This window comes from Streptomyces sp. SAS_270 (assembly GCF_052543295.1).
On sequence record NZ_JBMNDS010000022.1, the window covers coordinates 65,363 to 87,582 of the forward strand.

Annotated in this window: 24 protein-coding genes and 2 tRNA genes; 14 read left to right on the plus strand and 12 right to left on the minus strand. The window is 69.4% G+C overall.

Annotation, left to right across the window (positions count from 1 at the left end; genetic code table 11):
* Positions 1-135: 135 nt before the first annotated feature.
* Positions 136-1,122, plus strand: a complete 987-nt coding sequence (locus ACN6LB_RS17375) for a L,D-transpeptidase (protein ID WP_445026698.1) — start codon at positions 136-138, stop codon at positions 1,120-1,122.
* A 111-nt stretch (positions 1,123-1,233) separates the two neighbouring features.
* Here the strand turns inward: ACN6LB_RS17375 and ACN6LB_RS17380 are convergent.
* Positions 1,234-1,307: transfer RNA gene (locus ACN6LB_RS17380), tRNA-Met, on the minus strand.
* A gap of 93 nt (positions 1,308-1,400) precedes the next feature.
* Positions 1,401-2,315 (minus strand): SDR family NAD(P)-dependent oxidoreductase, encoded by a 915-nt coding sequence (locus ACN6LB_RS17385; RefSeq protein WP_445026699.1) that lies wholly within the window; start codon positions 2,313-2,315, stop codon positions 1,401-1,403.
* A 148-nt stretch (positions 2,316-2,463) separates the two neighbouring features.
* Between ACN6LB_RS17385 and ACN6LB_RS17390 the strand changes: the two genes are divergently transcribed.
* Positions 2,464-3,330, plus strand: coding sequence for a helix-turn-helix domain-containing protein (locus tag ACN6LB_RS17390; RefSeq protein WP_445026700.1), 867 nt, complete (start codon positions 2,464-2,466; stop codon positions 3,328-3,330).
* Between the two features lie 126 nt (positions 3,331-3,456).
* Here ACN6LB_RS17390 and ACN6LB_RS17395 read toward each other — a convergent pair whose 3' ends face one another.
* Both ACN6LB_RS17395 and ACN6LB_RS17400 read right to left on the minus strand, forming a co-directional pair.
* Complete coding sequence (locus tag ACN6LB_RS17395; protein WP_445026701.1) at positions 3,457-4,425, minus strand: hypothetical protein; 969 nt, start codon at positions 4,423-4,425, stop codon at positions 3,457-3,459.
* A gap of 349 nt (positions 4,426-4,774) precedes the next feature.
* Positions 4,775-5,425, minus strand: a complete 651-nt coding sequence (locus ACN6LB_RS17400; protein WP_445026748.1) for an MOSC domain-containing protein — start codon at positions 5,423-5,425, stop codon at positions 4,775-4,777.
* A 208-nt stretch (positions 5,426-5,633) separates the two neighbouring features.
* On the opposite strand from ACN6LB_RS17400, the gene ACN6LB_RS17405 reads away from it, so the two are divergent.
* The gene (locus tag ACN6LB_RS17405) at positions 5,634-6,218 is read left to right on the plus strand and encodes a dihydrofolate reductase family protein (RefSeq protein ID WP_445026702.1); all 585 of its coding nucleotides are present in this window, start codon (positions 5,634-5,636) and stop codon (positions 6,216-6,218) included.
* Entirely contained in the window at positions 6,215-6,628 is a 414-nt protein-coding gene (locus ACN6LB_RS17410) for a VOC family protein (RefSeq protein ID WP_445026703.1), read from the plus strand. The genes ACN6LB_RS17405 and ACN6LB_RS17410 overlap by 4 nt, the downstream gene beginning before the upstream one ends.
* 52 nt (positions 6,629-6,680) lie before the next feature.
* Here ACN6LB_RS17410 and ACN6LB_RS17415 read toward each other — a convergent pair whose 3' ends face one another.
* From ACN6LB_RS17415 to sigJ, 3 genes are all read right to left on the minus strand, one after another.
* On the minus strand, positions 6,681-7,418 hold the full coding sequence (locus ACN6LB_RS17415) for a VOC family protein (protein WP_445026704.1): 738 nt from the start codon (positions 7,416-7,418) through the stop codon (positions 6,681-6,683).
* 123 nt (positions 7,419-7,541) lie between these two features.
* Positions 7,542-7,994, minus strand: a complete 453-nt coding sequence (locus ACN6LB_RS17420; RefSeq protein ID WP_445026705.1) for a VOC family protein — start codon at positions 7,992-7,994, stop codon at positions 7,542-7,544.
* Between the two features lie 121 nt (positions 7,995-8,115).
* Positions 8,116-8,991 (minus strand): RNA polymerase sigma factor SigJ, encoded by an 876-nt coding sequence (sigJ, locus tag ACN6LB_RS17425; protein ID WP_445026706.1) that lies wholly within the window; start codon positions 8,989-8,991, stop codon positions 8,116-8,118.
* 344 nt (positions 8,992-9,335) lie between these two features.
* Between sigJ and ACN6LB_RS17430 the strand changes: the two genes are divergently transcribed.
* Together ACN6LB_RS17430 and ACN6LB_RS17435 are read left to right on the plus strand one after the other, a co-directional pair.
* On the plus strand, positions 9,336-9,779 hold the full coding sequence (locus ACN6LB_RS17430; RefSeq protein WP_445026707.1) for a tautomerase family protein: 444 nt from the start codon (positions 9,336-9,338) through the stop codon (positions 9,777-9,779).
* Positions 9,780-9,876: 97 nt separating this feature from the next.
* Positions 9,877-10,242, plus strand: coding sequence for a hypothetical protein (locus ACN6LB_RS17435; protein ID WP_445026708.1), 366 nt, complete (start codon positions 9,877-9,879; stop codon positions 10,240-10,242).
* A 154-nt stretch (positions 10,243-10,396) separates the two neighbouring features.
* Here ACN6LB_RS17435 and ACN6LB_RS17440 read toward each other — a convergent pair.
* Both ACN6LB_RS17440 and ACN6LB_RS17445 read right to left on the minus strand, forming a co-directional pair.
* Positions 10,397-10,470, minus strand: a tRNA-Met gene (locus tag ACN6LB_RS17440).
* A 119-nt stretch (positions 10,471-10,589) separates the two neighbouring features.
* On the minus strand, positions 10,590-11,003 hold the full coding sequence (locus ACN6LB_RS17445; protein WP_445026709.1) for a helix-turn-helix transcriptional regulator: 414 nt from the start codon (positions 11,001-11,003) through the stop codon (positions 10,590-10,592).
* Positions 11,004-11,130: 127 nt separating this feature from the next.
* Between ACN6LB_RS17445 and ACN6LB_RS17450 the strand changes: the two genes are divergently transcribed.
* On the plus strand, positions 11,131-11,868 hold the full coding sequence (locus ACN6LB_RS17450) for an ANTAR domain-containing protein (protein ID WP_445026710.1): 738 nt from the start codon (positions 11,131-11,133) through the stop codon (positions 11,866-11,868).
* Here the strand turns inward: ACN6LB_RS17450 and ACN6LB_RS17455 are convergent.
* Positions 11,865-12,839 (minus strand): MBL fold metallo-hydrolase, encoded by a 975-nt coding sequence (locus ACN6LB_RS17455; RefSeq protein WP_445026711.1) that lies wholly within the window; start codon positions 12,837-12,839, stop codon positions 11,865-11,867. The genes ACN6LB_RS17450 and ACN6LB_RS17455 overlap by 4 nt on opposite strands.
* Positions 12,840-12,943: 104 nt before the next feature.
* On the opposite strand from ACN6LB_RS17455, the gene ACN6LB_RS17460 reads away from it, so the two are divergent.
* Positions 12,944-13,846 (plus strand): AraC family transcriptional regulator, encoded by a 903-nt coding sequence (locus tag ACN6LB_RS17460; RefSeq protein WP_445026712.1) that lies wholly within the window; start codon positions 12,944-12,946, stop codon positions 13,844-13,846.
* 56 nt (positions 13,847-13,902) lie between these two features.
* Here ACN6LB_RS17460 and ACN6LB_RS17465 read toward each other — a convergent pair whose 3' ends face one another.
* Both ACN6LB_RS17465 and ACN6LB_RS17470 read right to left on the minus strand, forming a co-directional pair.
* Entirely contained in the window at positions 13,903-14,328 is a 426-nt protein-coding gene (locus ACN6LB_RS17465; RefSeq protein WP_445026713.1) for a DUF3592 domain-containing protein, read from the minus strand.
* A gap of 3 nt (positions 14,329-14,331) precedes the next feature.
* A complete protein-coding gene (locus tag ACN6LB_RS17470; protein WP_445026714.1) occupies positions 14,332-15,300 on the minus strand; it encodes a hypothetical protein in 969 nt (322 codons plus the stop codon).
* Between the two features lie 290 nt (positions 15,301-15,590).
* On the opposite strand from ACN6LB_RS17470, the gene ACN6LB_RS17475 reads away from it, so the two are divergent.
* The 6 genes from ACN6LB_RS17475 to ACN6LB_RS17500 all read left to right on the plus strand — a co-directional run bounded on the left by ACN6LB_RS17475 (position 15,591) and on the right by ACN6LB_RS17500 (position 22,092).
* Positions 15,591-16,154 carry a GNAT family N-acetyltransferase gene (locus ACN6LB_RS17475; protein ID WP_445026715.1) on the plus strand — a complete coding sequence of 188 codons (564 nt, stop codon included), beginning with the start codon at positions 15,591-15,593 and terminating at the stop codon, positions 16,152-16,154.
* A 167-nt stretch (positions 16,155-16,321) separates the two neighbouring features.
* Positions 16,322-16,708, plus strand: a complete 387-nt coding sequence (locus ACN6LB_RS17480; protein ID WP_445026716.1) for a hypothetical protein — start codon at positions 16,322-16,324, stop codon at positions 16,706-16,708.
* Positions 16,709-16,799: 91 nt separating this feature from the next.
* Positions 16,800-18,326, plus strand: a complete 1,527-nt coding sequence (locus ACN6LB_RS17485; RefSeq protein WP_445026717.1) for a hypothetical protein — start codon at positions 16,800-16,802, stop codon at positions 18,324-18,326.
* Between the two features lie 213 nt (positions 18,327-18,539).
* Positions 18,540-19,064 (plus strand): PadR family transcriptional regulator, encoded by a 525-nt coding sequence (locus ACN6LB_RS17490; RefSeq protein WP_445026718.1) that lies wholly within the window; start codon positions 18,540-18,542, stop codon positions 19,062-19,064.
* Positions 19,061-19,753, plus strand: a complete 693-nt coding sequence (locus ACN6LB_RS17495; RefSeq protein WP_445026719.1) for an ABC transporter ATP-binding protein — start codon at positions 19,061-19,063, stop codon at positions 19,751-19,753. The genes ACN6LB_RS17490 and ACN6LB_RS17495 overlap by 4 nt, the downstream gene beginning before the upstream one ends.
* Positions 19,750-22,092 carry an ABC transporter permease gene (locus ACN6LB_RS17500; RefSeq protein ID WP_445026720.1) on the plus strand — a complete coding sequence of 781 codons (2,343 nt, stop codon included), beginning with the start codon at positions 19,750-19,752 and terminating at the stop codon, positions 22,090-22,092. Before ACN6LB_RS17495 ends, ACN6LB_RS17500 begins: the two co-directional genes overlap by 4 nt.
* Positions 22,093-22,220: the final 128 nt, after the last annotated feature.

Below are 22,220 nucleotides of genomic sequence, written 5' to 3' on the forward strand. Positions count from 1 at the left end.
GCTGTCCCCGCTCCGGCGGTGCGCAGCGAGACTTGAGACATGTTTTACGCAACATGTGCAACTGCGGTCCACACCGGCACTGTCTGACAGTGAGCGGGCCCGTCAGGGCCGAACAGCGAGAGAGCGGGGCAGGTCGTGGGACGGCGCAAGGGCAGCATAGGGATCGCACTCGTCACGGGTGTGCTGCTGGTGGGCGCGAGTGCCTGCGGCGGGGGCAGCGGCGACAAGGCGAGCGGCAGCGACGCGAAGGGGTCGGGAAAGGCGAGCGCGAAGTCCTCGCCCACACCGTCGAAGCCCGCGGGCCCGCCGATGCTGCTGGAGACGATCACCCCGCAGACAGGAACGACGGTCGGCGTGGCCATGCCGATCTCGGTGGTCTTCACCAACCCGGTGGCGGCCAAGGCGCGGGCCACGGTCGAGAAGCACATGAAGGTGAGCGCCTCGCAGCCGGTGGCGGGCGCCTGGCACTGGTTCGGCGACAAGCGTGCCGACTGGCGCCCGAAGACGTACTGGCCCTCCGGTACGACGGTGAAGGTCGACGCCGACATGAAGGGCATCAGCAACGGCAACGGGCGCTACGGCGTGCGCACCTACACGCACACCTTCAAGGTCGGTGACGATGTGCGCGCGGATGTCTCGGTGACCGGCCACACCATGAAGGTGACCCGCAACGGCACGCCGGTGCGCACCCTGTCGATCAACGCGGGCAGCGCCGAGTATCCGACGTGGAACGGCACCATGGCCGTCATCGACAAGCAGGAGAAGGTCCACATGACCTCCTGCAGCGTCGGTATCAGCTGTGACAAGGGCAGCGCCAACTACTACGACCTGACGTTGCCCTGGGACGTCCACCTGACCCAGTCCGGCACATACGTGCACTACTCGACCGGCGACCCGAATCCGGGCAGCGGCAGCGCCCGCGGCTCGCACGGCTGCGTCCACCTGTCCATTTCGGACGCCAAGTGGTTCTACGGCCAGGTCAAGCAGGGTGATCCCGTCACCATCACCGGCTCGTCCCGGGCCAAGGCGCCGGCCGACAACGGTTACGCCGCTTTCAACCTGGGATGGGAGCAGTGGCTCGCGGGCAGCGCCTCCGGACAGGGGACGACCGCGACGCTGTGACGTGCCGCGGTGGCGTGCCCATCAGCACTCGATGATGTTGGCGGCGAGATCACCGTCGCCGACATGACGCAGGGCCCGGATCCGTGCGGATCCGGGCCCTGCGTCATGCAGTAGCGGGGACAGGATTTGAACCTGCGACCTCTGGGTTATGAGCCCAGCGAGCTACCGAGCTGCTCCACCCCGCGTCGGTGATCCCTACCGTACGCCATCACAGCGGGCCGGGAGACCACCTCCTGCCGAGCCGCCGCAGGACAGAGCGTCTCCGTCGTCCTGGCCGCTCACGCCGCGGTGAGACGTTCGACGGCATCCCAGAGTTCGCCTTCACGCCGTTCGTCGTAGGACTCCTCCGACGAACGGTCCACGCGGTCGCGGTCGACGTAGGAGCCGGTCGGCGCCCGGAGCGTGCCGAGGACGAGGTCAGCGAGATGGCGGCCCGCGGCGTTGCGGCTGGTGGCGAACGGGGTGAGGGCCATCACCGGCAGGATGCGGCGCATCGCGAACCGGGAGACGGGGTCGGCGTTGCGGGCGAGGCCGGTGCCGGGGACGAAGCCCGGGTTGTAGGCGACGGCGTCGATCCCGGCCGGAAGGCGGCGCGCGTACTCGTGCACGAGGTGGATGGCGGCCAGCTTGCTCGTCGAGTACGCGGTGCGCCCGGCGGCCGCGGTGTCCGGGTTGGGGAAGGCGCCGGTGCGGGCGAGGACGTCCGGGGGCTTCCAGGCTGGGCCGGGCACCATGCCCATGTTGTGCTTGAAGTCGCCGAAGTGGGTGTCACTGGCGGTGATGACGATCCGGGCGGGAGCGGCGAAGCGGTCCTGGAGCAGGCGGACGAACAGATGGTTGGCGAGCACGTTGATCGTGAAGGTGGACTCGAACCCGTCGGGTGTCTCGGTGAGCGCGTTCGTGTACTGCATGCCCGCGTTGCCCACGAAGCCGCGCAGCGGCGGGAGGTCGCCGCGATCGAGCCGGTCACGGATCTCGGTGGCGGCCGAGCGGACGCTGTCCAGCGAGCCGAGGTCCGCCGAGACGTACGAGACCGTGTGCCCGCCGGTAGCGAGTTCCGCGGCGAACTGTGTGCCGGAGAATGCTCGGGCGACTACGAGGAGGTGCGCGTCCGGCGACTGGCGCAGGATGTGCCTGGCGGCGACGCGGCCGATCCCGCGGCTCGCGCCCGTCATCACGATGGTGTGCTTCATCGAAGGCTCCTTCACTGGCCGGCCGATGGCGTCCGGCCCGGGCACGTGTCCACGTTCGCCGCTCGCGCCACCGCCGACCAGTGCCGTCCCCGTCCCTAGGACTGGCAGTACCCAGGCTCATCCTGGGCCGCGCGGCCAGAATGACCCCATGGCTTCCTCCCGCTCCGCTTTCGGCACTCTCGTACGCGCCTGGCGAGACCGCCTGGCTCCGGCCGACGCCGGCTTCGCCGTGACGGACGGCCGGCGTGCCCCGGGACTGCGCCGCGAGGAGCTCGCGCAACTGGCCGGGCTTTCCGTCGACTACATCCTGCGCTTGGAGCAGGGACGTGCGAGGAATCCCTCGGCCCAGGTCGTCGGCGCCCTCGCACGTGCCCTTCAGCTCTCCCCCGGCGAACGCGACCAGCTGTACCGAAGCGCCGGGCTCCTGCCGCCGCAGGACGGGACGGTCAGCAGCCATGTGCCCGCGGGCATCCAACGGCTCGCCGCGCGTCTGGGCGACGTCCCGGTCGGCGTGTTCAGCGCTGACTGGACCTTGGTGTGGTGGAACACCATGTGGAGCGCCGTCTTCGGCGATGCCGCCGTCGTCCCGCCCACCGAACGGAACCTCGCTCGTGCGCTCTTCGGCAACGGCCTCGCACACGCCTCAATGCTGCCCGTCCAATCCGAGCACGGACCAGACGTCTTCGAGGCGTCGATCGTCGCCGACCTCAAGGACGCGGTGTCCCGCTATCCCGGGGACGCCCAGCTGGATCGCCTCGTGCAGGAACTGCGAAACGTGTCCGATGCCTTCGCTCATCACTGGGCCACGCAGACGACCGCCGCCCAACACACCACCGACCGCAAGACGATCCGGCATCCTCAGATCGGCGACATCCGGCTCGACTGCGACGTCCTCATCGTCCCCGGCGCCGACCTGCGCATGGTCACCTACACGGCAGCGACCGGAAGCACCGACGCGGGGAAACTGGACCTTCTTCGCGTCACCAGTGGCCATGGCGCCATCGCGCTCCCCTGACCGGCGGCTGCTGGGCGGTTTCACCAAGCGCCTGGGGCGAACCTCACCGCTGTGTCCGGGGTCGCAGAGCGAGAAGGACGGGCCCGGGAAGCGGGCCCGTCCCTTTGGTCACGCCTGGCCAGACCCCTATCGACGGTTCAGGCGGGCCAGGAGCAGGTTCGGGTCCGGCTCGGTGGCGAAGTACGCGGCGCTGGGGACGTAGACCCTCCGGTCGTGTACGGCCACGGAGGTCGGGTTCGAGATCCCGTCCTGCTGGGTGAGAACGACGGAGTGGGTACCGCCAGGGCGCACCACGACGACCTGGTTGGTGCCGTTCACCGCGGCGAGGACGGTGTCTGCGTGGCGTGAGGTGAACGCGAAGTCGTCGATACCGTCGAGCCCTGTCGCCTGGGTCTCGAGCCTGCCCGCGGAGCCGTTTCGGCGTACGGGGATGCGCAGCAGCGTCCCGCGGTCGGTGTTGGACACCCAGACGGCGTGGTCGTGGACCTTGATGCCGTTGGCCCCGAAGCCGGTCTTGGACGGGACCGGGCCGAGGGCCTTTGCCGTGGCCCACGCGGTGCGCTCGCCTCCTGTCACCGGCACGCGCCAGACGATTCCCCGCACCGAGTCGGCCGCGTAGAGCACGCCCCGGTGCTCGTCGAGGGCGAGGCCGTTGGGCAGCCCGTTCGTGGGCAGTTGGGCGATCTGCTTGGGCTTGCTGCCGTCGGGCGCGATGCGCCAGATGCCGGTCTTGCTGGTGCCGGTGGCGTAGTTGACGTAGAGGGTGCCGTCGTGAGCGCGGGCGATGCCGAGAACGATGGCGTTGTGGATGATGGGGGTGTTCGGGTGCGCGACGGCGGGCAGGGTGACGCGTCCGCGGATGTTTCCGTGCCGGGTCACGTTGGCGACCTGGCGGGCGAAAGCGAAGGTCAGGTCGGCGGAGCCGTCGGGTTCGAGCGCGATGTTCTCGGGTGTCTCCCCTGCGGCGAAGTCGAAGTGGGCGACCACGCGCGGCTGCGACACGATCGGCTCGTCACCGGATGCGGGAGCGGATGCGAGCACGCCGAGGGCGACGGCGGTCGCGGCGATACCGGCCAGGTACGGGAGTCGGGGCATGAACCTCTCCTTGGGCTGCGGCACGGGCCATCGGTGTGGCGCCAGAGGAAGACTGCGGTACGCCGGCCGGTGACCGTCGCAGTCGCGGCCGGGAGACTGCCCTCATGGCCTAAAGAACGGCCGTTCAACCCGCCGTACGCAGGAACGTTGTCCGTGAGTTGCTTATGGTCTCGGACGCCGAGATGCAGCGGGCGCAGGCCGGGGCTCGTCGCAGGCGAAGACCAGGATCAAGGGGCGCCTCCGCTACCGGGTGGCGCACTAGCCGGCTCGTCCGCCGAGCCCTGGATAGTCGATTCCAAGGAGTTCCGCGGTCATGGCGACTCACGCAGGCGCAGCCAGACGTCGGTGCCTACGCAGTGGTACGCCGGCGGGCCAGCTCCTTGCCCTCCTCAATCAGGGCGTCGGCGACCAGCAGCCGCGGAAGCAGCTCCGGTTGCAGAGTCATGGCCCGGAAGGCGAGCTCGACGGTCACATCATGATCAGGCCGGTGCACGATCTCGACCGGGTCAGCGGCGCGGATATCGCCGGGCTCGATCACGCGCAGATACGCGCCCGGCCGCGCGGCCTGCATGAACCGCTTGATCCAACCGTCACGCTCCAGCCAGCCCTGGAACGTCGCGCACGGGATCCGCGAGCACGACACCTCCAGGACGACATCCGGCCCGATCCGCCAGCGCTCACCGATCAGGGCGCCGTTGACGTCCAGCCCCAGGGTCGTGAGGTTCTCTCCGAAAACCCCGTTCGCGAGCGACCTGCCCAACTCGGCCTCCCACCCGTCGAGATCCTCGCGGGCATAGGCGTAGACGGCCTGGTCGGAGCCGCCGTGGTGCTTCAGGTCGTAGACCCGGTCACCGGCCAGACCCACCGCGCCGGTGCCCTTGGGGCCGGGGGCGGTAACGGCGACCGGACCGTCAACGGGCCGCTTGTCAATGCCCGTCGAGCTCAGACCCTTCCACGGGTTGGGATGGGGCCGGCCGATATTGACGGAGAGCAGCTTCACAACGGCGACGATACGATCCGCTGCGCGCTCGGGCGACACCTTTTCCCAGTCGATTCGCCACTCTTCGAGCTCGTCGAGTCCGCCCGGCAGCAGGCGGCGCGTCGGGCCGATGAGTTTGCCGGTTGCCTGAAGTCTTCCTTGTGACAAACCCGCCCCGCCGGAGGATCAGACCGGATCCCGGTGTCATGGAGGAGAGATGCAGGCCAGGATGAACAATCCCATTCGGCTGTACATGTCGATGTCGCTCGACGGCTATATCGCCGGCCCGGACGATCGGCCAGGTCAGGAGCTCGGACGCGACGGTGGACGGCTCTTCAACTGGCTCGACGACCGGGAGTCCGACGGTCCGAGCGGCGACGTCTACCGCGAAGCGCTGGCGACCGGCGCGCTGATCTCCGGCCGTCGGACCTTCGAACTCGCCGGGCGCTGGCAGGGCGACCACCACGACGGCGTGCCGATCTTCGTACTCACCCACCAGGTGGATGACGGGGACGTGCCACCCGGCCACGCGCGTTTCATCACCGATGTCGAGGACTGCGCCCGTCAGGCTCGCGCAGCCGCAGGGGACCGGCCGGTCATGGTCCATGGGGCGGGGGCGGCCCAAGCACTTCTCCGAGCCGGGCAGATGGACGAGTTGGAGATCCACCTGGTTCCGGTCCTCCTCGGGGACGGCCGACGGCTGTTCGACCACCTGGGTAGCGATCACATCGAACTCGACCTCGTCCGACGGCTCGAGGATCGAGACGTCACCCATCTCCGCTACCGGTTGCATCGCCCCGAGGAGGCCGCGTGAAGACGCTCTTCGTCTCCTACCGCGTCACCGACCTGGACCGCTCGCTCGGTTTCTACACCGCCTTGGGCTACACCGAACTGGGCAGGGTCGAGGTCGGCGACGGCGCTCACCTCGTGATCCTCAAGTTCCCCGACGAACCGGCGGCCTCGCTCGAACTGGTCCACCGCCCCGGCGACGGACCGGTCGACGTGGGCAGCGGCTTCGACCACCTCGCGATCCAGGTGGAGAAGCTCGCCACCACCATGGAGACGCTGACCGAAGCCGGCCTGAGGCCCGAACCCCTCCAGTACCCGGGCGGCCCGCACGGCCCGAAGACGTCGTGGCTCACGGACCCGGATGGCTATCGCATCGAGTTGGTGGAGTGGCCGTCCGGACATCCCGACGGCATCACCGCAGCAGACTTCGCCTGAGCCTTCCTGGCGTCCGATGACAAGCGCTGGATCACCGCGCCGTTGCTCGAGGTCAGCGGGGCGTGAGGAGGCAGAACTCGTTGCTTTCCGGGTCGGCCAGAATCGTCCAGGAGATTGTGGACTGGTCGATTCCGGGGTCGGTGGCGCCCAGCGCACGCAGTCGGGCTTCCTCTGCTGCCAGGTCGTCACCGGGGTAGGGGCAGACATCGAGGTGGACGCGGTTCCACACGCTCTTGGTGTCGGGGGTGCGGATGAACTCAAGGTAGGGGCCGACGTTTTGGGCGGAGCGCATGGTCGCGTGGTCGTCGGTGACTTCGTGCAGCGTCCAGTCCATCGCCTCGTCCCAGAAGCGGGCCATCTCTCGTGGGTCGGTGCAGTCGACCACCACCGCGGCGATCGGCCCGGTGTCCCGGTAGACCGGACGGGGCTCCAGGACGCAGAACTCGTTGCCCTCCGGGTCGGCCATGACCGTCCAGGGGACGTCGCCCTGGCCCACGTCGGCGAGCGTCGCGCCGAGATCCGTCAGTCGCGCGACCAACTCCGCCTGATGAGCGACCGAGGTGGTGGCCAGATCGAGGTGGACCCGGTTCTTCACCGTTTTGGGTTCCGGGCGGGCGATGATGTCGATGCAGACGGCCACGGGGTCTGGGTAGGCGAAGCCCACGGGTTCGAGGTTGGTCACGCCGGGTGCCTCGCTGTCGATACCCCAACCGAGTGCCTCCGCCCAGAACCGGCCGAGCGCGGAGTCGTCCAGCGCCTTCATATTGATCTGCACGAGTCGTGTTGCCATGCCGTAGATCTTAGAATCCGGCGTCGGTCAGGGACGCCGGCGGTCAGACAGGTGCTCGACCCGGTGCTGACCATGGTCGCACTCGGAGAGTCCCTCCCGAACGTGCCGCCGACGCCCCGGCGTTCAGCCTGCGGTGAGGCCGGAGAATGCTTCGGTCGTGAGTTCCTGGAGCTCGGCGAGCGGGACGTCGCGGAGATGCTGCGTGAGCCCCCACCGATGACCGAAGGGGTCGAGCAGCTGGCCTTCTCGCTCGCCCCAGAAGGTGTCGCTCAATGGGCGGATCACGGTGGCTCCGGCATCCACGGCCCGCTGCCAGGTGTCGTCGACATCGTCGACATGCAGATAGATGGCGCCGTAGGTGCCGCCGAAGTGCTGCGGCCCGAAGGACTCCATCTCGGGGAACTCGTCGGCCAGCATCAGGGTGAGCGTCCCGATGCGGATCTGGACGTGGATCAGCCGGCCGCCGGGTACCACCAGCCTGGTGAGCTCTGCGGCTCCGAAGGCCTTTTGGTACCAGGCGGATGCCTCGTCCGTGCCGCGAACGGTCAGGTGCAGGGTGTGCGAGTTGAACGACATCGATGCTTCCTTTCGGAGATCTGGGTCCGGCCGGTTCGAGCACGGCATCAAAGCGCGCCGACGGCCCGACCGATCGACGGCCCTGCAGCGGGAGTTGTCAGGTTCGAGGCCGACGCGCACCTCAACTGCCCCAGGACCGGAGCTTGTCCGGATTGCGAATCGCCCAGATACGTCGGATGTGGGACTCGTCGGTGTCGAACGCGTACACGGTCAGCACCTGACTGCCGTTGACCGCAACAAGGCCAGGTTGGCCATTGACGGTCCGCTCAAGGAGGTCGAGTCGACCGGCGAGCGTCGCCAGGTGTACGAGGAACTCCGCAACCCGCTGGTGGCCTTGGACCGGCACCGGCGAGGCCATCGCGCGACCGCCACCGTCGGCGATGGCCACGACCGACGGGTCGAGGAGTCGTACCAGGGCATCCACGTCCTTGGCCTGCCACGCCTGGCGGAACTCACCGACGATGGCAGAACGCCGCCGGGCCTGTGCACCGTGGGTGCGGGCAGCAGCCACTCGTCGACGGCCCGACGAGGCGAGCTCGCGGCAGGCACCCGGCGTGCGGCCGACGATCTCCGCGACCTCGTTGAACGGCACCCGGAAGACATCGTGCAGCATGAAGGCGACGCGCTCGGCCGGCGTCATCGAGTCGAGCACGACCAGGAACGCCATCTCGACGGACTCGTCCAGCGTGATGTGGTCGGCCGGATCTCTTGTCGTCGAGCCGTGGGAGAGCGCGCTCCACTCGGCCCGCGCCGGCAGTGGCTCCGGAATCCACTCACCGACGTATCGCTCCCGGCGCATACGCGCCGAACGGAGCTGGTCCATACAGATCCGGCTCACGACGGTGGTCAGCCAGGCCCCGGGATTCGCGACAGCGCCCCGGCGTTCGACAGGTTGAGCGAACCAGCGGGCGTACGCCTCCTGGACGGCATCCTCCGCCTCGGTCAGCGAGCCGAGCAGTCGGTAGGCGAGATTGGCGAGGCTGCGCCGCTGCGACATGAGCGGCTCGTCCCCGGGCCGCGCCGGAGCGTCTTCGTTTCCGCCTGTGATGTCCATTCGGTCAGCGCCTTTCGCTCGCCACGTACGGATCCCCCTGCGAGATACGACGGATCAGGACCCGCGGATGTCAGCGGGCGACAACGGCGGCCCGTCTCCTGACGATCGAGGCCATCGCCACGTCGATGTGGGTGGCGGCCGCAGCGGCCGGCCACAACGGCGACCGCATGCCCGCGGTTCGCCGCAGCACGCGTCCGGGACGGCTCGGCGCGCAGGTTGCCGGGCGGTCCACGAAGTCTCGGCGCAGAGGTCCGACGCCGAGTTCCGACCACGGGAGACAACCGACCATGCCTCATCTCACCGTCCACGCTCTCGAGTCTCAGCTCACCGGGCGCGAGAACGACCTCATCGCCCGACTCACGGACGCGGTCACCTCCGTGTACGGAGAGTGGGCACGCGACCTCGTCGTCGTACAGCTCGCTGGGCTCCCGGCAGGCCGCTGGGCCGTCGGCGGGGTTGCCCGCCGAGATGCGGCGCCGACCGTGACGTTCGCCATCCGGGAGAAGGCGCTCACCCGGGCCGACGGTCCGCAGATCGCGGCCCGGCTCGTCGCAGCAGTGACAGACGCCGTTGCAACGGCACTCGGCGAGCACCATCGCGGCGGGATCGTCGTCGACCTGGTCGCCACACGCGACGATCGCACCGCCGTCGGCGGCCGTCTCGTGTCGGACTCGGCGCCACGCGCTGGGGGCCCTGGTGGATCCGTCGCGGATCACGAATCACGTCGGTGACTTACTCGACTGGGCCAACGCCGGGCACGCGGTGGGTGGCTGCGCGTGACAAGGACCCGGAGCGTTCGTTGATCAAGGTATGACTGCCTTTCGGAAGATGGTTACGGGTATTTCGGCGACTGCTGCAGCGGTCGGTCTGGTCTTCGCCGCTGGGCCGCCTGCGCTGGCTGCCGGCAAGTGGTGCAACAACGCCGTCTGTATCGAGACCTACGACACGGGGACGTATCTCGGAAGGGTGGAGGTGTCGGTCATCAACACCAACCAGCCCCACAGGATCTCCGCGCGCGTGTGGACCACCGACGGGTGGGGCGCCAACACGAAGGTCGAGGACGTCGACGCGTTCCGGACCTACCGCGACCAGGCCTATCCCCAGCGGCACTTCGCGCCGGGCACCCGGCTGTGCGCGGAAGGCTTCCGCGGCGGCGAGAGCGTCGGTCTTCCCTGCGTGACGATCACCGATTGACCTGCACACATTGCGGCGACGTTCTTGGGCCCCTGCATCACCACGATCACCGCAGTGCGCCACTGCCGCCCCGACCGCGGCCGTGACACCGCCTGCCGCGCCGGCAACGACGTAGGGCCCGGATCCGTGTGGATCCGGGCCCTGCGTCATGCAGTAGCGGGGACAGGATTTGAACCTGCGACCTCTGGGTTATGAGCCCAGCGAGCTACCGAGCTGCTCCACCCCGCGTCGGTGATCCCTACCGTACGCCATCACAGCGGGCCGGGAGACCACCTCCTGCCGAGGGCCGCTTGCGACCGGCAGGAGCCCCTCGTGCAGGCCAGTGGGCGAAGAAGACCCGGCCTTGATCAGCCGCCGCCCGACGGCTGATCGCTGTCAACGGCTCGCCTGTGAATCTCATGGCTGTAGCCGTCGAGTCCGTGGGCTTCATGCGCCTCGGGGGTGGACGCCATGGAGCGCGTCGAGTCGTGGCGGATCAGGATGGCCAGCAGGTCTGCGACGGCGGCCGGGGCATCCGAGGGATGACGCAGCATCGTGCCGGGAGCGACGCGGTAGACGTTCGAGCGGCCCTCCCGGACGTGGGTGAGGTAGCCGCCCTCTTCCAGGTCGACGATGATCTTCTGCACAGCACGCTCGGTGAGCTGGCAACGGACGGCGACATCGCGGATGCGGACGGTGTGGTCTTCCGCGATGGCGGCCAGCACCCGGGAGTGATTGGTCAGGAAGGTCCAGCCTGCGTGCGGTTGCGGCGCTCGATCCATGGCCCCACGATACGATACTCAGTTCACGCATTGCAAAGGACGTATTTCGTTTCATGTATTGGTTGACATGAAAAGAGGGCCGGGTGATGCTGGAGTAGTCCTGAAGCCGGTACGTGCGGGAGTCCTCATGTCCCACCACGCCACTCTCCCCCGCAACGAGGGGCCCTGCCCCGAGTGCGGCACCACGCTCAAGCAGTCACCGACGCCGGCGCCCGTGACATTCAGCGTCGACACGGCCGGTGACCGGTTCTTCGTGACCGTGTCCGGTGAACTCGACCTGGACAGCGACCAGGCACTGCAGCAGACCCTCAGCGATGCACTGAACCACGACAGCGACGGCCTGGAGCTGGATCTCGCAGGGGTCGATTTCCGTGACTGCTCCGCCCTCACCGCCCTGCTGCACGTGCGCCGCCGTGCCCACGAGACCGCCGAAAGCCTCACCCCGCGCGCCGGCAGTCCGGCCGCGGACTCGCCGCTCGGCCTTGCCCACACCCTCCCGCACTTCACCGTGGACGCTGCGGGGCCCCCTGCGCACCCGGCTACCACCGCAAGACCGACGCCCGCTCAGCCGGCACCCACCGCGGACTCGGCCGGCGAGGACCTCGCGGCCGAAAACGCGCAGCTGCGCCGGGCGCTTCAGACCCGCGCCACGATCGACCTGGCCCGCGGCATGCTCATGGCCTCCTTCCACCTGACCACCCAGCAGTCCTGGCAGGCCCTCGTGACCGCATCCCAGCACAGCAACACCAAACTGCACCTGATCGCCGCCGCCCTCCTGCAGACCGCTGACGGCCAGGCACTGCCTGAGCCCCTTGCCGGCCATCTGGCCACGGCAGTGGAGACACACCGCACCCCGGCAGACTAGTTCGACGAGGTGCGGGGCGCAGCGGCCGTCCGAGGCGGGCCGCTGTCGGGATCCGCGACCGCCGCGGCAGGCCTGGCCCAGGCACCGAGGGTGAACCGTCCGTGCTCCTTGCGCACTTCGACGGCACCGGCACCGCCGAAGTGCGCCGGTACCACCAATTCCTTTTCGGACGCTGCCCGTTCAAGGATCCGCATACGGCTGGCCGCCGCGCGTACCGGATCGTGGCAAAGGCAGCTGCTGCAGTCGGGCCGCAGGAGCTGGAGCGGGTTGTGTACGAGGTCGCCGACGAAGACCGCCCGGTCGCTCCCGGACGTGAGCCTCAGGACGGACGACCCGGGCGTGTGGCCGGGGGCGGACTCCAGGGTGAGGTTCTTGTCGATCCGGTGGGCGCCGTCCCACCGCACGGCCTGCCCGGACCGGTGGATGGGCGCCACGCTGTCCTCGTAGATGAGCCGGTCGACCTCGCGCAGACCGTTCGCGTACCCGTTCTCCGGGCCGAAGTGGGCATCGTCGGCGGCCGGGACGAGGTACTGGGCGTTGGGAAACGTCGGTGCCCAACCGCCGTCGGCCGCAGTGGTGTTCCACCCCACGTGGTCGGCGTGCAGATGCGTGTTGACCACGACGTCCACGTCCTCTCGGCGCACCCCGGCCCGTTCCAGTCCGCCGAGGAAATCACCCTGCCAGTGGTGGAATCGCGGTGCCCCGGGCCGTTCGCGCCCGTTGCCGACGCCGGGGTCGATCACAACGGTCCGTCCGCCGCTGCGCAACACCCAGCTCTGCAACGCGACCACAGCCCGGTCCGTCTCCGGATCCCAGTGGTCGGGCGCCAGCCAGGCCTCGTTGGCCTTCCACAGCTCGCTGGTGCTGCCCGGGAGCAGGTCGAGCGAGGGGATGTAGGGCCCCTGCCAGTCGACCACCCGGATGACCTCGACGTCTCCCAGTACAAGGCGCCACACGTTTTCGTTGATCATGACGTCGACCCTATGAAGCGATACGTGAGCCTCTCAATGCTTGTTCGGATCACCCGAATACGCATTCCTCTCACGAGGGCGGCGGTCGGCGATACCCTGAGCCGATGGATGTGGTGAGCGACGCGATTGCAGCCGTACGCATCGGGCGGCCGTCCTCCACCCGCGTGCGCGCGAGCGGGAACTGGTGCGCGCGGCTCGACCCGTACGACGGCGCGGGCTTCCATGTCGTCCTGGAGGGCAGCTGCTGGCTCCTGCCCGATGGAGGCGACCCGGTCTCGCTCGGTGTGGGCGACGCGGTGTTGCTGCCGCACGGCACCGGGCATGTGATCGCGGACGCCCCGGCCGACGCGGCAGGCGTGAAACGTGCGGTGCGGTTCGAGCAGTGGACCGACAGGCGGGCGCATGAGCCCCGAGCCGGTCGCGGCGTGGTGCGGATGCTGTGCGGCAAGTACCGCCTGGACCGCAGCCGTGCCCACCCGCTCATGGCGGAGCTGCCCGACGTCGTCCATCTGCCCAACCGCCCCGACAGCCACCGTGAACTGCGCACCGCCATCGATCTGCTGGGCCACGAACTTGATACGCAGCAGCCTGGCGCATGCATCGCCGTCCCGAGCCTGCTCGACCTTCTCCTCGTCTACATGGTCCGCGCCTGGATGACCGAGGGCGGCACCGGGCTCTGGCCGGCGGTACTCAGCGACCCGGTGACAACCGCCGCGTTGCGCGCCCTCCACTCGGACCCGGCAGCGCCATGGACCAACGACCGCCTCGCCGCCGAGGCGAAGGTCTCCCGTCCCACACTGGCACGCCGCTTCGCCACACTGGTCGGACGGCCTCCGATGGCCTACCTCACCTGGTGGCGGCTCACCCTCGCAGCGGCACAGCTCCGCGACACCGCACAACCACTGGCGGTGATCGCCCGCGACGTCGGCTACGGCACCCCGTACGCCTTCTCGCACGCCTTCAAACGGGAGCACGGGACCACGCCCGGGCAGTACCGGGCGAGTTGAGTCTCAAGTGCCCAGGGCGCGCGTCCGCCTGCCGCCCGGCTGTCAGCGAGCCACGGTCACAGCGTGAGCAGCCGGACGAGCAGCACCGTCACCGTGCCCGCCGTGAGCACCGATCCCAGCACGGTGAACAGCAGGTCGACCGCCTTCATGTCCCAGCCCTCAACCGCGAACACGTGGGGGGCTTGCGGATCGTATGTCACCGTGACCTGCGCCCCCACGCCGAAGCCGCTTGTGACCACTGCGCGGCCGAACCTGGACGAGTACTCGCACCTGCGCCCGTCCCGGTCCGTCCAGGCCACGACGGGGTGGTGAAAGGTGGACCCTTCGTCGTCCCGCCTGGCCTCATGACGCAGGATCCAGGCCTTGGCCGTGACACCGGTACGGCGGAGCGCGCCGGCGCGGCGCAGGCCGTGCACACCAAAACCGAGGAAGACCGTGCCGATCGCCAGGGGGATGAGAGAGAAAAGCCATACGCGGTCCATGTGTCAGGAGGCGCGCAGGGTGACGCCGAAACGGGTCTTCATCCGCCGCAGTTCCCACAGCGAGACGGCGGTGACCGACAGCGGCCCGCCCAGCGTGGAGCAGAACTGGACGACGGGCGGGCCCCCCGGCAAGCCGTCGCCTATCAGGCTGAAGGCCGCGAACACCCACACCAGCGTCAGGGTGAGGACGGGCGGCAGCATCGGGTGGACCTGGGCGCTGTTGAAGGCACTGCGGGCCGAGTACAGCGACGCCATGAAGAAGAAGGGAAAACCCCACACGACCACGATCAGCGAGGCGACGGCCAATGCGTACTCCCACCAGCTCTTCCCGTCGTCGGCGTCAACGGTCAGGGCCGTCAGAGCGAGGACTCCGCCGATGACGACCAACGACAGCACGTACCAGCCGACCGCCTTGAGGGGAGCGCGGAGCCGGGAGCGCAGGTACGGCCGCAGGTGCGGGGGCGCGTAGTAGATGAATCCGACGATGACCAGGGGTGCGGCGATGATCAGCACGAACGGGGCGATGATGAGCTGGGCGGCACCGGCCTTCCCCGCCTCCTCCCAGCGGTTCGGGTCCACGTTGTAGGCGAGGATCAGGGCGACGGTGGCGGCGGCACCGAGCACCGTGCGGGCCAACTGGACGCGGTCCACGGTGCGGTCCTCGATCCGGCCGTCACCCTCATGCGCGAAGAGCCTGGTGGCGACGCGGTGCGCGGAGCGCAGGATCGCACCGACGAGCCCGAAGGGAGCGCCGAACGACAGGCAGCCGCGGCGGCGCCGGGCAGCGGGCCTCGCGGGCTGGGGGCCGTAGGGGTGGTAAGGCGGCTGGTACGGGCCCGGATGCGGTGGCGGCGGACCGTACGGGCCGCCCTGTGGTGGTCCGTAGGGAGCGCCCCAGCCGCCCTGGCCTCCCGGTCCGTTGCCGCCAGGCTGACCCGGGCCGTTCCCCGGCCCCCATCCCCCCGTAGCCATGCCGCTCCCGTTCGCTTTCGGCCAGTTGTTGTGTGTCCTGTGGTGCCACGGCGCAGTGTAGTGGCACATCAGTTGACAGAGGCCGCGCTCGTTGCCGGTCAGGGCGCCGACCGGAGCGAGCTCTGGGGTGCCGCGGGACCACCAGTCGTCGTGGCCCGGTTCCGATTCGTACGCGTACCACAACCCGTCCCGGCCCAGCCGGAGTTGGACATGGCCGTGGGGGTGGGTGACGTGGTCGCGCCGAGGGCGAAAAGGCCCTGTTGCCGGCGTTTTTGCGTAGTGTCTGCTGCGTGACGATCAACGTACGCAGGTCCCGTCCCGAAGATCACGCAGCGATCCTGTCCCTGATGGACAAGGCTCGCGGAGTGGGGCTCAGCGATGAGGAACGGGCGCGTCGAGGGTTTGTGCAGGGCAGCCTGACGGGCGAACTCCTCGACCGTTTCCAGGATGGCCCGGGCATCTTCGTCGCCGACGCCGCGGGGGAACTCGCCGGGTTTGCGATCACCAGTGAACCGGGCTGGCTCCCGCCACAACACCCGGCCACAGCAGCCGTCCAAGCGGTCACCAAGGCGGCCGACGGGCGCGACCTGGGCAGGCTCTTCCTTTACGGCCCCGTCGCGGTCGACGACCGTTTCCAAGGGCGTGGGGTGCTGACGAAGCTGCTCAGGGAGCTCAGCCGCGCGCTGAAGGAGGACTTCGACCTCGCCGTTGCGTTCGTCGAGACGGCCAACGAGCGCTCCTTGGCGGTGCACCGGCATTACGGGATGGCCGAGGACGCCCACTTCGAGGTGGGCGGACGCACCTATGTGGCCTTCACGTTCTCGCCGGCGGCTTTCGCGCAGAGACCGTCCTGACAGCGCCGAAACCGGGTGGGCGGTGGTGTGATCACCGGCAGGTGATCGACGCGATCGCGTTCCGGCATTGACGGGTTATCAGGGCACGGGGGCTCGAATCCGTCCTGTGGAAGGCGGCACTCGTTGTCAGAATGAATGGCCCATCGGCATATCCACGGGAGCTGACCATGCGTAGACCCGCTGTTCTGCTGGCCGTTGCCGCCGCCCTCAGCGTCCCGTTGACGGCACCGGCCCCCGCCGCCTCGGCCGATTCCCGGACAACCGAGGTCATCTGCCAGGACTGGTCCGTGTTTCCGCAGTACATCCGCCACATCTTCCTCAGTCCGGACAACCCCACGGCCGTCAGGGACTTCGACGAGCACCCGGTGAACCTCAGCTGCTACGAGTGGTCGGGGTCGGCTCCGGCTACGGTTTCGTACTCCATCAGCTACGTCATGAACGACCTGGATCACCCCGACGGCAAGACAGACATCCTCACCATGGGGCACGGCTTCGTGTGGAGCCCCATCATGCCGGGCTACGTCTACCGGGCGAGTTTCACACTCATTCCCTGACGCACGAGAGAGTGCTCGGGAGTGCCCGTGGAGCTCGGCGGCGTCGAAATCCACCGGCAGTTCGGCCATGGTGCGGGCAGGATGTCCTCCTGTGAATCATGTGCTGTGCGGACTCGCCGCCAATGCGGCTCTGCCCTTCGAGCTGGTCGAGCGACTCATCTCGGTTGCGGACGCGGACATCGCCGAGGACCTGGCCACTCGGGCGGACCTCAGCCACGGGCAGGCGGTTGCGCTGGCTGCGCGGGTCGGGGAAAGCGCGGTGCGGCTTGCGTACGAGGGCCGGCTGACTTCTGCCGACATCGATCCCGTCGCGCAGCCGCGGGCGGCGCTCGCCCTGCTCGACGAGGGGGCCGGTGACCCGGCGTGGGCGCGGCTGTTCGCGGCGGATCCCGAGGTTGAGCGCCGGGAGAAGCTGGCCGCCTGCCCCGGCCTCCCGCTCGCTGTGCGGGAGATGCTGGCTGCCGACCGGGACGTACGGGTTGTCGCGGAGCTCGCGTTGTGGACGTCGGCGGACATGGCCGTGCGGCTCGCGCGGCATCCGCATGCCGAGGTCCGCCGCGCGCTGGCGGCCAACGAGGCGACGCCGCCGGACGTACTGGCGATGCTGATCACCGGCGAGGGGCTGCCTCCGGCGCAGCGGTGCCTGGTCTGCGACGTTGAACAGACGCCGTTCGTGCACGATTCGGAATGCCCGCGGCTCGACTGCGATCTGCGGTCCGGTGCCTCGTGCGCGGGACTGCACGAGTCGACCGTCCTTGAGACCGCGGGGCTGGCGCTGCAAAACCCTGCCACGCCTGTCGAAGCCGTCGTCCGCTTCGCCGACCATCCCTCGATGCTGCTGCGGCTGCACCTCGCCGCCCGCACCGACCTGCCGCCGCAGGTGGGGGCGCGGCTCGCCGGTGACCCTGTGCCCGGCGTGCGCGCCGACCTCGCCGGAAACCCGGCGATCGACGACACCCTGATCCGTACGTTGGCGGCCGACCGGGACCATGACGTGCAGCGCAGCGTGGCGCACAACCCGCGCGTGCCGCTGGACGTACTCTCCCGCCTGGCCGGCACGGTCAAGCTCGGACCGACGCTGCTGCCGAGGATTGCAACCGCCTCCCCCGCCGAGGTCGAGGAGCTGGCCAGGTCGTCGAATCCGGCGGTACGGATGCTGCTGGCCGAACGGCGCGATCTGCCGGACGAGATCCGCGACGCGTTGGCCGCCGACCGGGATGCCAGGGTGGTCAAGTCCATCGCGCCCCATCCGGGCCTCTGCGAGCGACAGTTGCGCGGAATGGTCGAACGGCACGGGGTTCAGGTCGTTGCCAGGGTGGCGGCCAACCTGGGCGCACCGCCGGCACTGCTGGAGGACCTGGCCCAGCTCCTGCCGCCGGTACGGAAGGCGTTGCGGGAAATCGCCCGGCACAGCAACGCTACGGGCCCCGCCCTGCTCGCCTGCTTGGCGGACCGGCGGGCACGGCCCATAGCCGCCGGGCACCCGGCCCTCCCGCCGCCGGTCATCGTCGACCTGCTCGCCGACGACGACTGGCAGGTCGTGGAAGCGGCTGCCGCCAACCCGTCGCTGCCGCCTGCCGTGATGGCGCGGCTGGTGCCGGAGCCGAGCGGCGCATAGACCCGACGCGGCGCGTCTCCCGGCCATGCGGGCGGCCGTCCCCCGGAACACCACCGCGCGGCCCGGGCGCTGATCCGCCTGTTTCCCAACCGTGACGATCCGCACTCCCGGCTCCCTGACCTGCACTGTCGTACACCGCGCCACGACCTGCGCACACCCTGTATACACGGCGCGTATACACACGACGTATACACGGTGTGTAGAGTGCGGGTCATGTCCATCGGTCACACCCTTTTAGGGCTACTGGAAACCGGCCCGCGCCACGGCTACGACCTCAAGCGGGCCTTCGACGAGAAGTTCGGTCACGACCGGCCGCTGCACTACGGCCAGGTCTACTCGACCATGTCCCGGCTGCTGAAGAACGGTCTCGTCGAGGTCGACGGGATCGAGGCGGGCGGCGGTCCCGAGCGCAAGCGTTACGCGATCACCGACGCCGGCATCACCGACGTACAGCAGTGGCTGGCCACCCCGGAGAAGCCCGAGGAATACCTCCAGTCGACCCTCTACACCAAGGTCGTCCTCGCCCTGCTCACCCGGCGCGACGCCGCCGGGATCCTCGACACCCAGCGCTCCGAGCATCTGCGCAGCATGCGGATCCTCACCGACCGCAAGCGCAAGGGTGATCTGGCGGACCAATTGATCTGCGACCACGCCCTGTTCCACCTGGAAGCCGACCTGCGCTGGCTGGAGCTGACCGCCGCCCGAGTCGACAAACTCCGTGAGGCTGTGACCCTGTGACGACTTCTCCCCCCGGTGCCCTGCTCATCGCGCACGACCTGCGCAAGACGTACGGCCCGACCCACGCCCTGGACGGCGCCGGATTCTCGATACACCCCGGCGAGGTCGTCGCCATCATGGGCCCCTCCGGGTCCGGCAAGTCCACGCTGCTGCACTGCCTCGCCGGGATCGTGCCGCCCGACTCCGGGTCGATCGTCTACTACGGGCATGAACTGGCGAAGATGAGCGATGCCCAGCGCAGCGCGCTGCGCCGCTCCGAGTTCGGGTTCGTGTTCCAGTTCGGTCAGCTGGTGCCCGAACTGACCTGTGTGGAGAACGTCGCCCTGCCGCTGCGGCTGAACGGCTCCTCCCGCAAGGACGCCGAGCGGACCGCGCTCGGCTGGATGGAGCGCCTGGAGGTCGACGACCTCAAGGCGAAGCGTCCCGGTGAGGTCTCCGGCGGCCAGGGCCAGCGCGTGGCCGTGGCCCGCTCGCTGGTCACCGGCCCGCGCCTGCTGTTCGCGGACGAACCCACCGGCGCGCTCGACTCCGCCAACGGCGAGCGCGTGATGGAACTGCTGACGGAAGCGGCCCGCTCGACCAACGCGGCCGTCGTCCTCGTCACCCACGAGACACGCGTGGCCGCCTACGCCGACCGCGAGGTCGTCGTCCGCGACGGCAAGTCCCGTGACATGGAGCGCGCCGTATGAGTCCTCGTCAGTGGGCCAGAGACCTGACCATGGGAGTCCACTTCGCCGTCACCGGCGGACGCGAGGGCTGGGCCCGGATGACGCTCACCGCCGTCGGCGTCGGCCTCGGCGTGGCACTGCTCCTGCTGTGCACCGCCCTGCCCAACGTGTTCGCCGCCCGCGACAGGGTGGAGAACGCCCGCTACGACTACAGGTACTCCGACAAGGCCCCGCAGAAGGCCGACAACACCTTCCTGACCGCCAACACCGACACCACCTGGCACGACGACGACGTCCGCGGCCGGCTCCTGGAGCCCGAGGGCAAGCGGGCGCCGCTGCCCCCGGGGGTCGACAGCTTCCCGGGCAAGGGCGACATGGTGGTCTCCCCCGCGCTCAAGGACCTGCTCGCCTCGGACGGCGCCAAGCTGCTGCGGGAGCGGCTGCCCTACAGGATCACCGGCACGATCGGTGAGAGCGGACTCATCGGCTCCCACGAACTGGCCTACTACGCCGGTGCTTCGGGGCTGACGGCCTCCTCCGCGGCGCACCGGCTGACCGAGTACGGCCCCCCGGACGCCCCGGCCGAGAAGACCGACCCGGTGCTGCTGCTCATGGTCCTGGTCGTGTTCGTGATGCTGCTGACTCCCGTCGCCGTGTTCATCGCCGCCGCCGTCCGCTTCGGCGGCGAGCGCCGCGACCGACGCCTGGCCGCGCTGCGCCTGGTGGGCTCGGACAGCCACATGACCCGGCGGATCGCGGCGGGCGAAGCACTTGCCGGAGCCCTGCTCGGGCTGGTCGTAGGCTCCGGCTTCTTCCTCCTCTGCCGGCAGACGCTGGGCTCCACCGAGGTGCTGGGCGTGAGCGTCTGGCCCAGCTACCTCGATCCCTCCCCCGTGCTCGCCGCGCTGGTCGCGCTGGCGATCCCGGTCGCCGCCGTACTCGTCACGCTGCTCGCGCTGCGCGGCGTGGTGGTGGAACCGTTGGGCGTCGTACGCGCGGCCAAGCAGCGCAGCCGCCGGCTGTGGTGGCGACTGCTGCCGCCGCTGGCCGGCCTCGCGATGCTCTACCCGATGATCGGCAAGGGCCGCAAGAACGGCGAGTTCAACCAGTACCTCGTCATCGGCGGCGTACTGCTGCTGCTGATCGGCATCACCGCGCTGCTGCCCTGGGTCGTGGAGGCGGTCGTCGTCCGCCTCGGCAAGGGCACGCTGTCCTGGCAGCTCGCGGTACGGCGGCTGCAGCTGAGCAGCGGCACCGCCGCACGCATGGTCAACGGCATCGCCGTCGCCGTCGCCGGAGCCATCGCCCTGCAGATGCTGTTCACGGGAACGCAGAGCCAGTACACCAAGGCCACCGGCCAGGACACCCGCCGGGTCCAGATGCAGGTCATCTTCAGCAACCCCAAGACGCTGTCCGGTGTCGAGCGCGAGTTCAGCGGCACCAAGGGGGTACGGGCCGCAGTGGCCCCGGCCATCTCGTCGTACGGGGACACGCGTCGCGACCCGGAGAACAGCAACGGCCTGACCGTGGGCAACTGCACCGCCCTGCGCGAACTCGCCACACTGCCCTCCTGCAAGGACGGCGACGTGTTCATCACCCGAACGAGAAGCCACTACGAAACCCCGAGCAACGCCGCCGAGATCGCCGTCGTCAAGCCCGGCCGGCGGCTGTACATCGACCCCTCGTACGGCGACGCCACCGAACGCGGCCGCGAGGTGCCCTGGACCGTTCCCGCGAACCTGCGGCTGGTGGACGCGCGCAAGGACTCACTGCAGGACGCCAACGGTCTGCTGGTGACCCCCGCCGCCCTGCCCGCCAAGGCAGCGCCCGCGTTGATCTCGGACGGGGTCTACCTGCGTCTGGACCCGTCGGTGCCGGACGCACGGGAGTACGTGCGCAACACCGTCGCCCGGATCGACCCCTTGGCACTCGCCTTCGGCTGGTCGGCGACGCAGGAGAACTCCAAGTACACCTCCCTCCGCACCGGTCTGTTCGTCGGCTCCGCCTTCGTGCTGGCACTGATCGGCGCGAGTCTGCTGGTCTCCCAGCTGGAACAGCTGCGCGAGCGCAGGAAGCTGCTCTCCGCGCTGGTCGCCTTCGGCACGCGGCGCCGCACGCTGAGCCTGTCGTTGCTGTGGCAGACGGCCCTCCCGGTCGGTCTCGGCCTCCTCCTGGCCACAACGGTGGGTGTCACCCTCGGCTCGGTGCTGCTGAAGATGACCCGTACACCGGTGGCCATGGACTGGCCGAGCGTCCTGACCATGACCGGCGTGGGCGCGGCCGTGGTCGCCGTGGTCACGCTGCTCAGCCTGCCGCCGCTGCTGCGGATGATGCGCCCGGATGGACTGCGTACGGAATAACCCGTCACCCATCTCCCGAAGTGGGCTCCTCCCGCCAGGAGGAGCCCCCTTCCCCCCCCCACTCGACGCCGCGCTTGGAGAGACTCAGGTCACATCCTTGCGTGTCACAGTGGCGCGGGCTGTCTCGT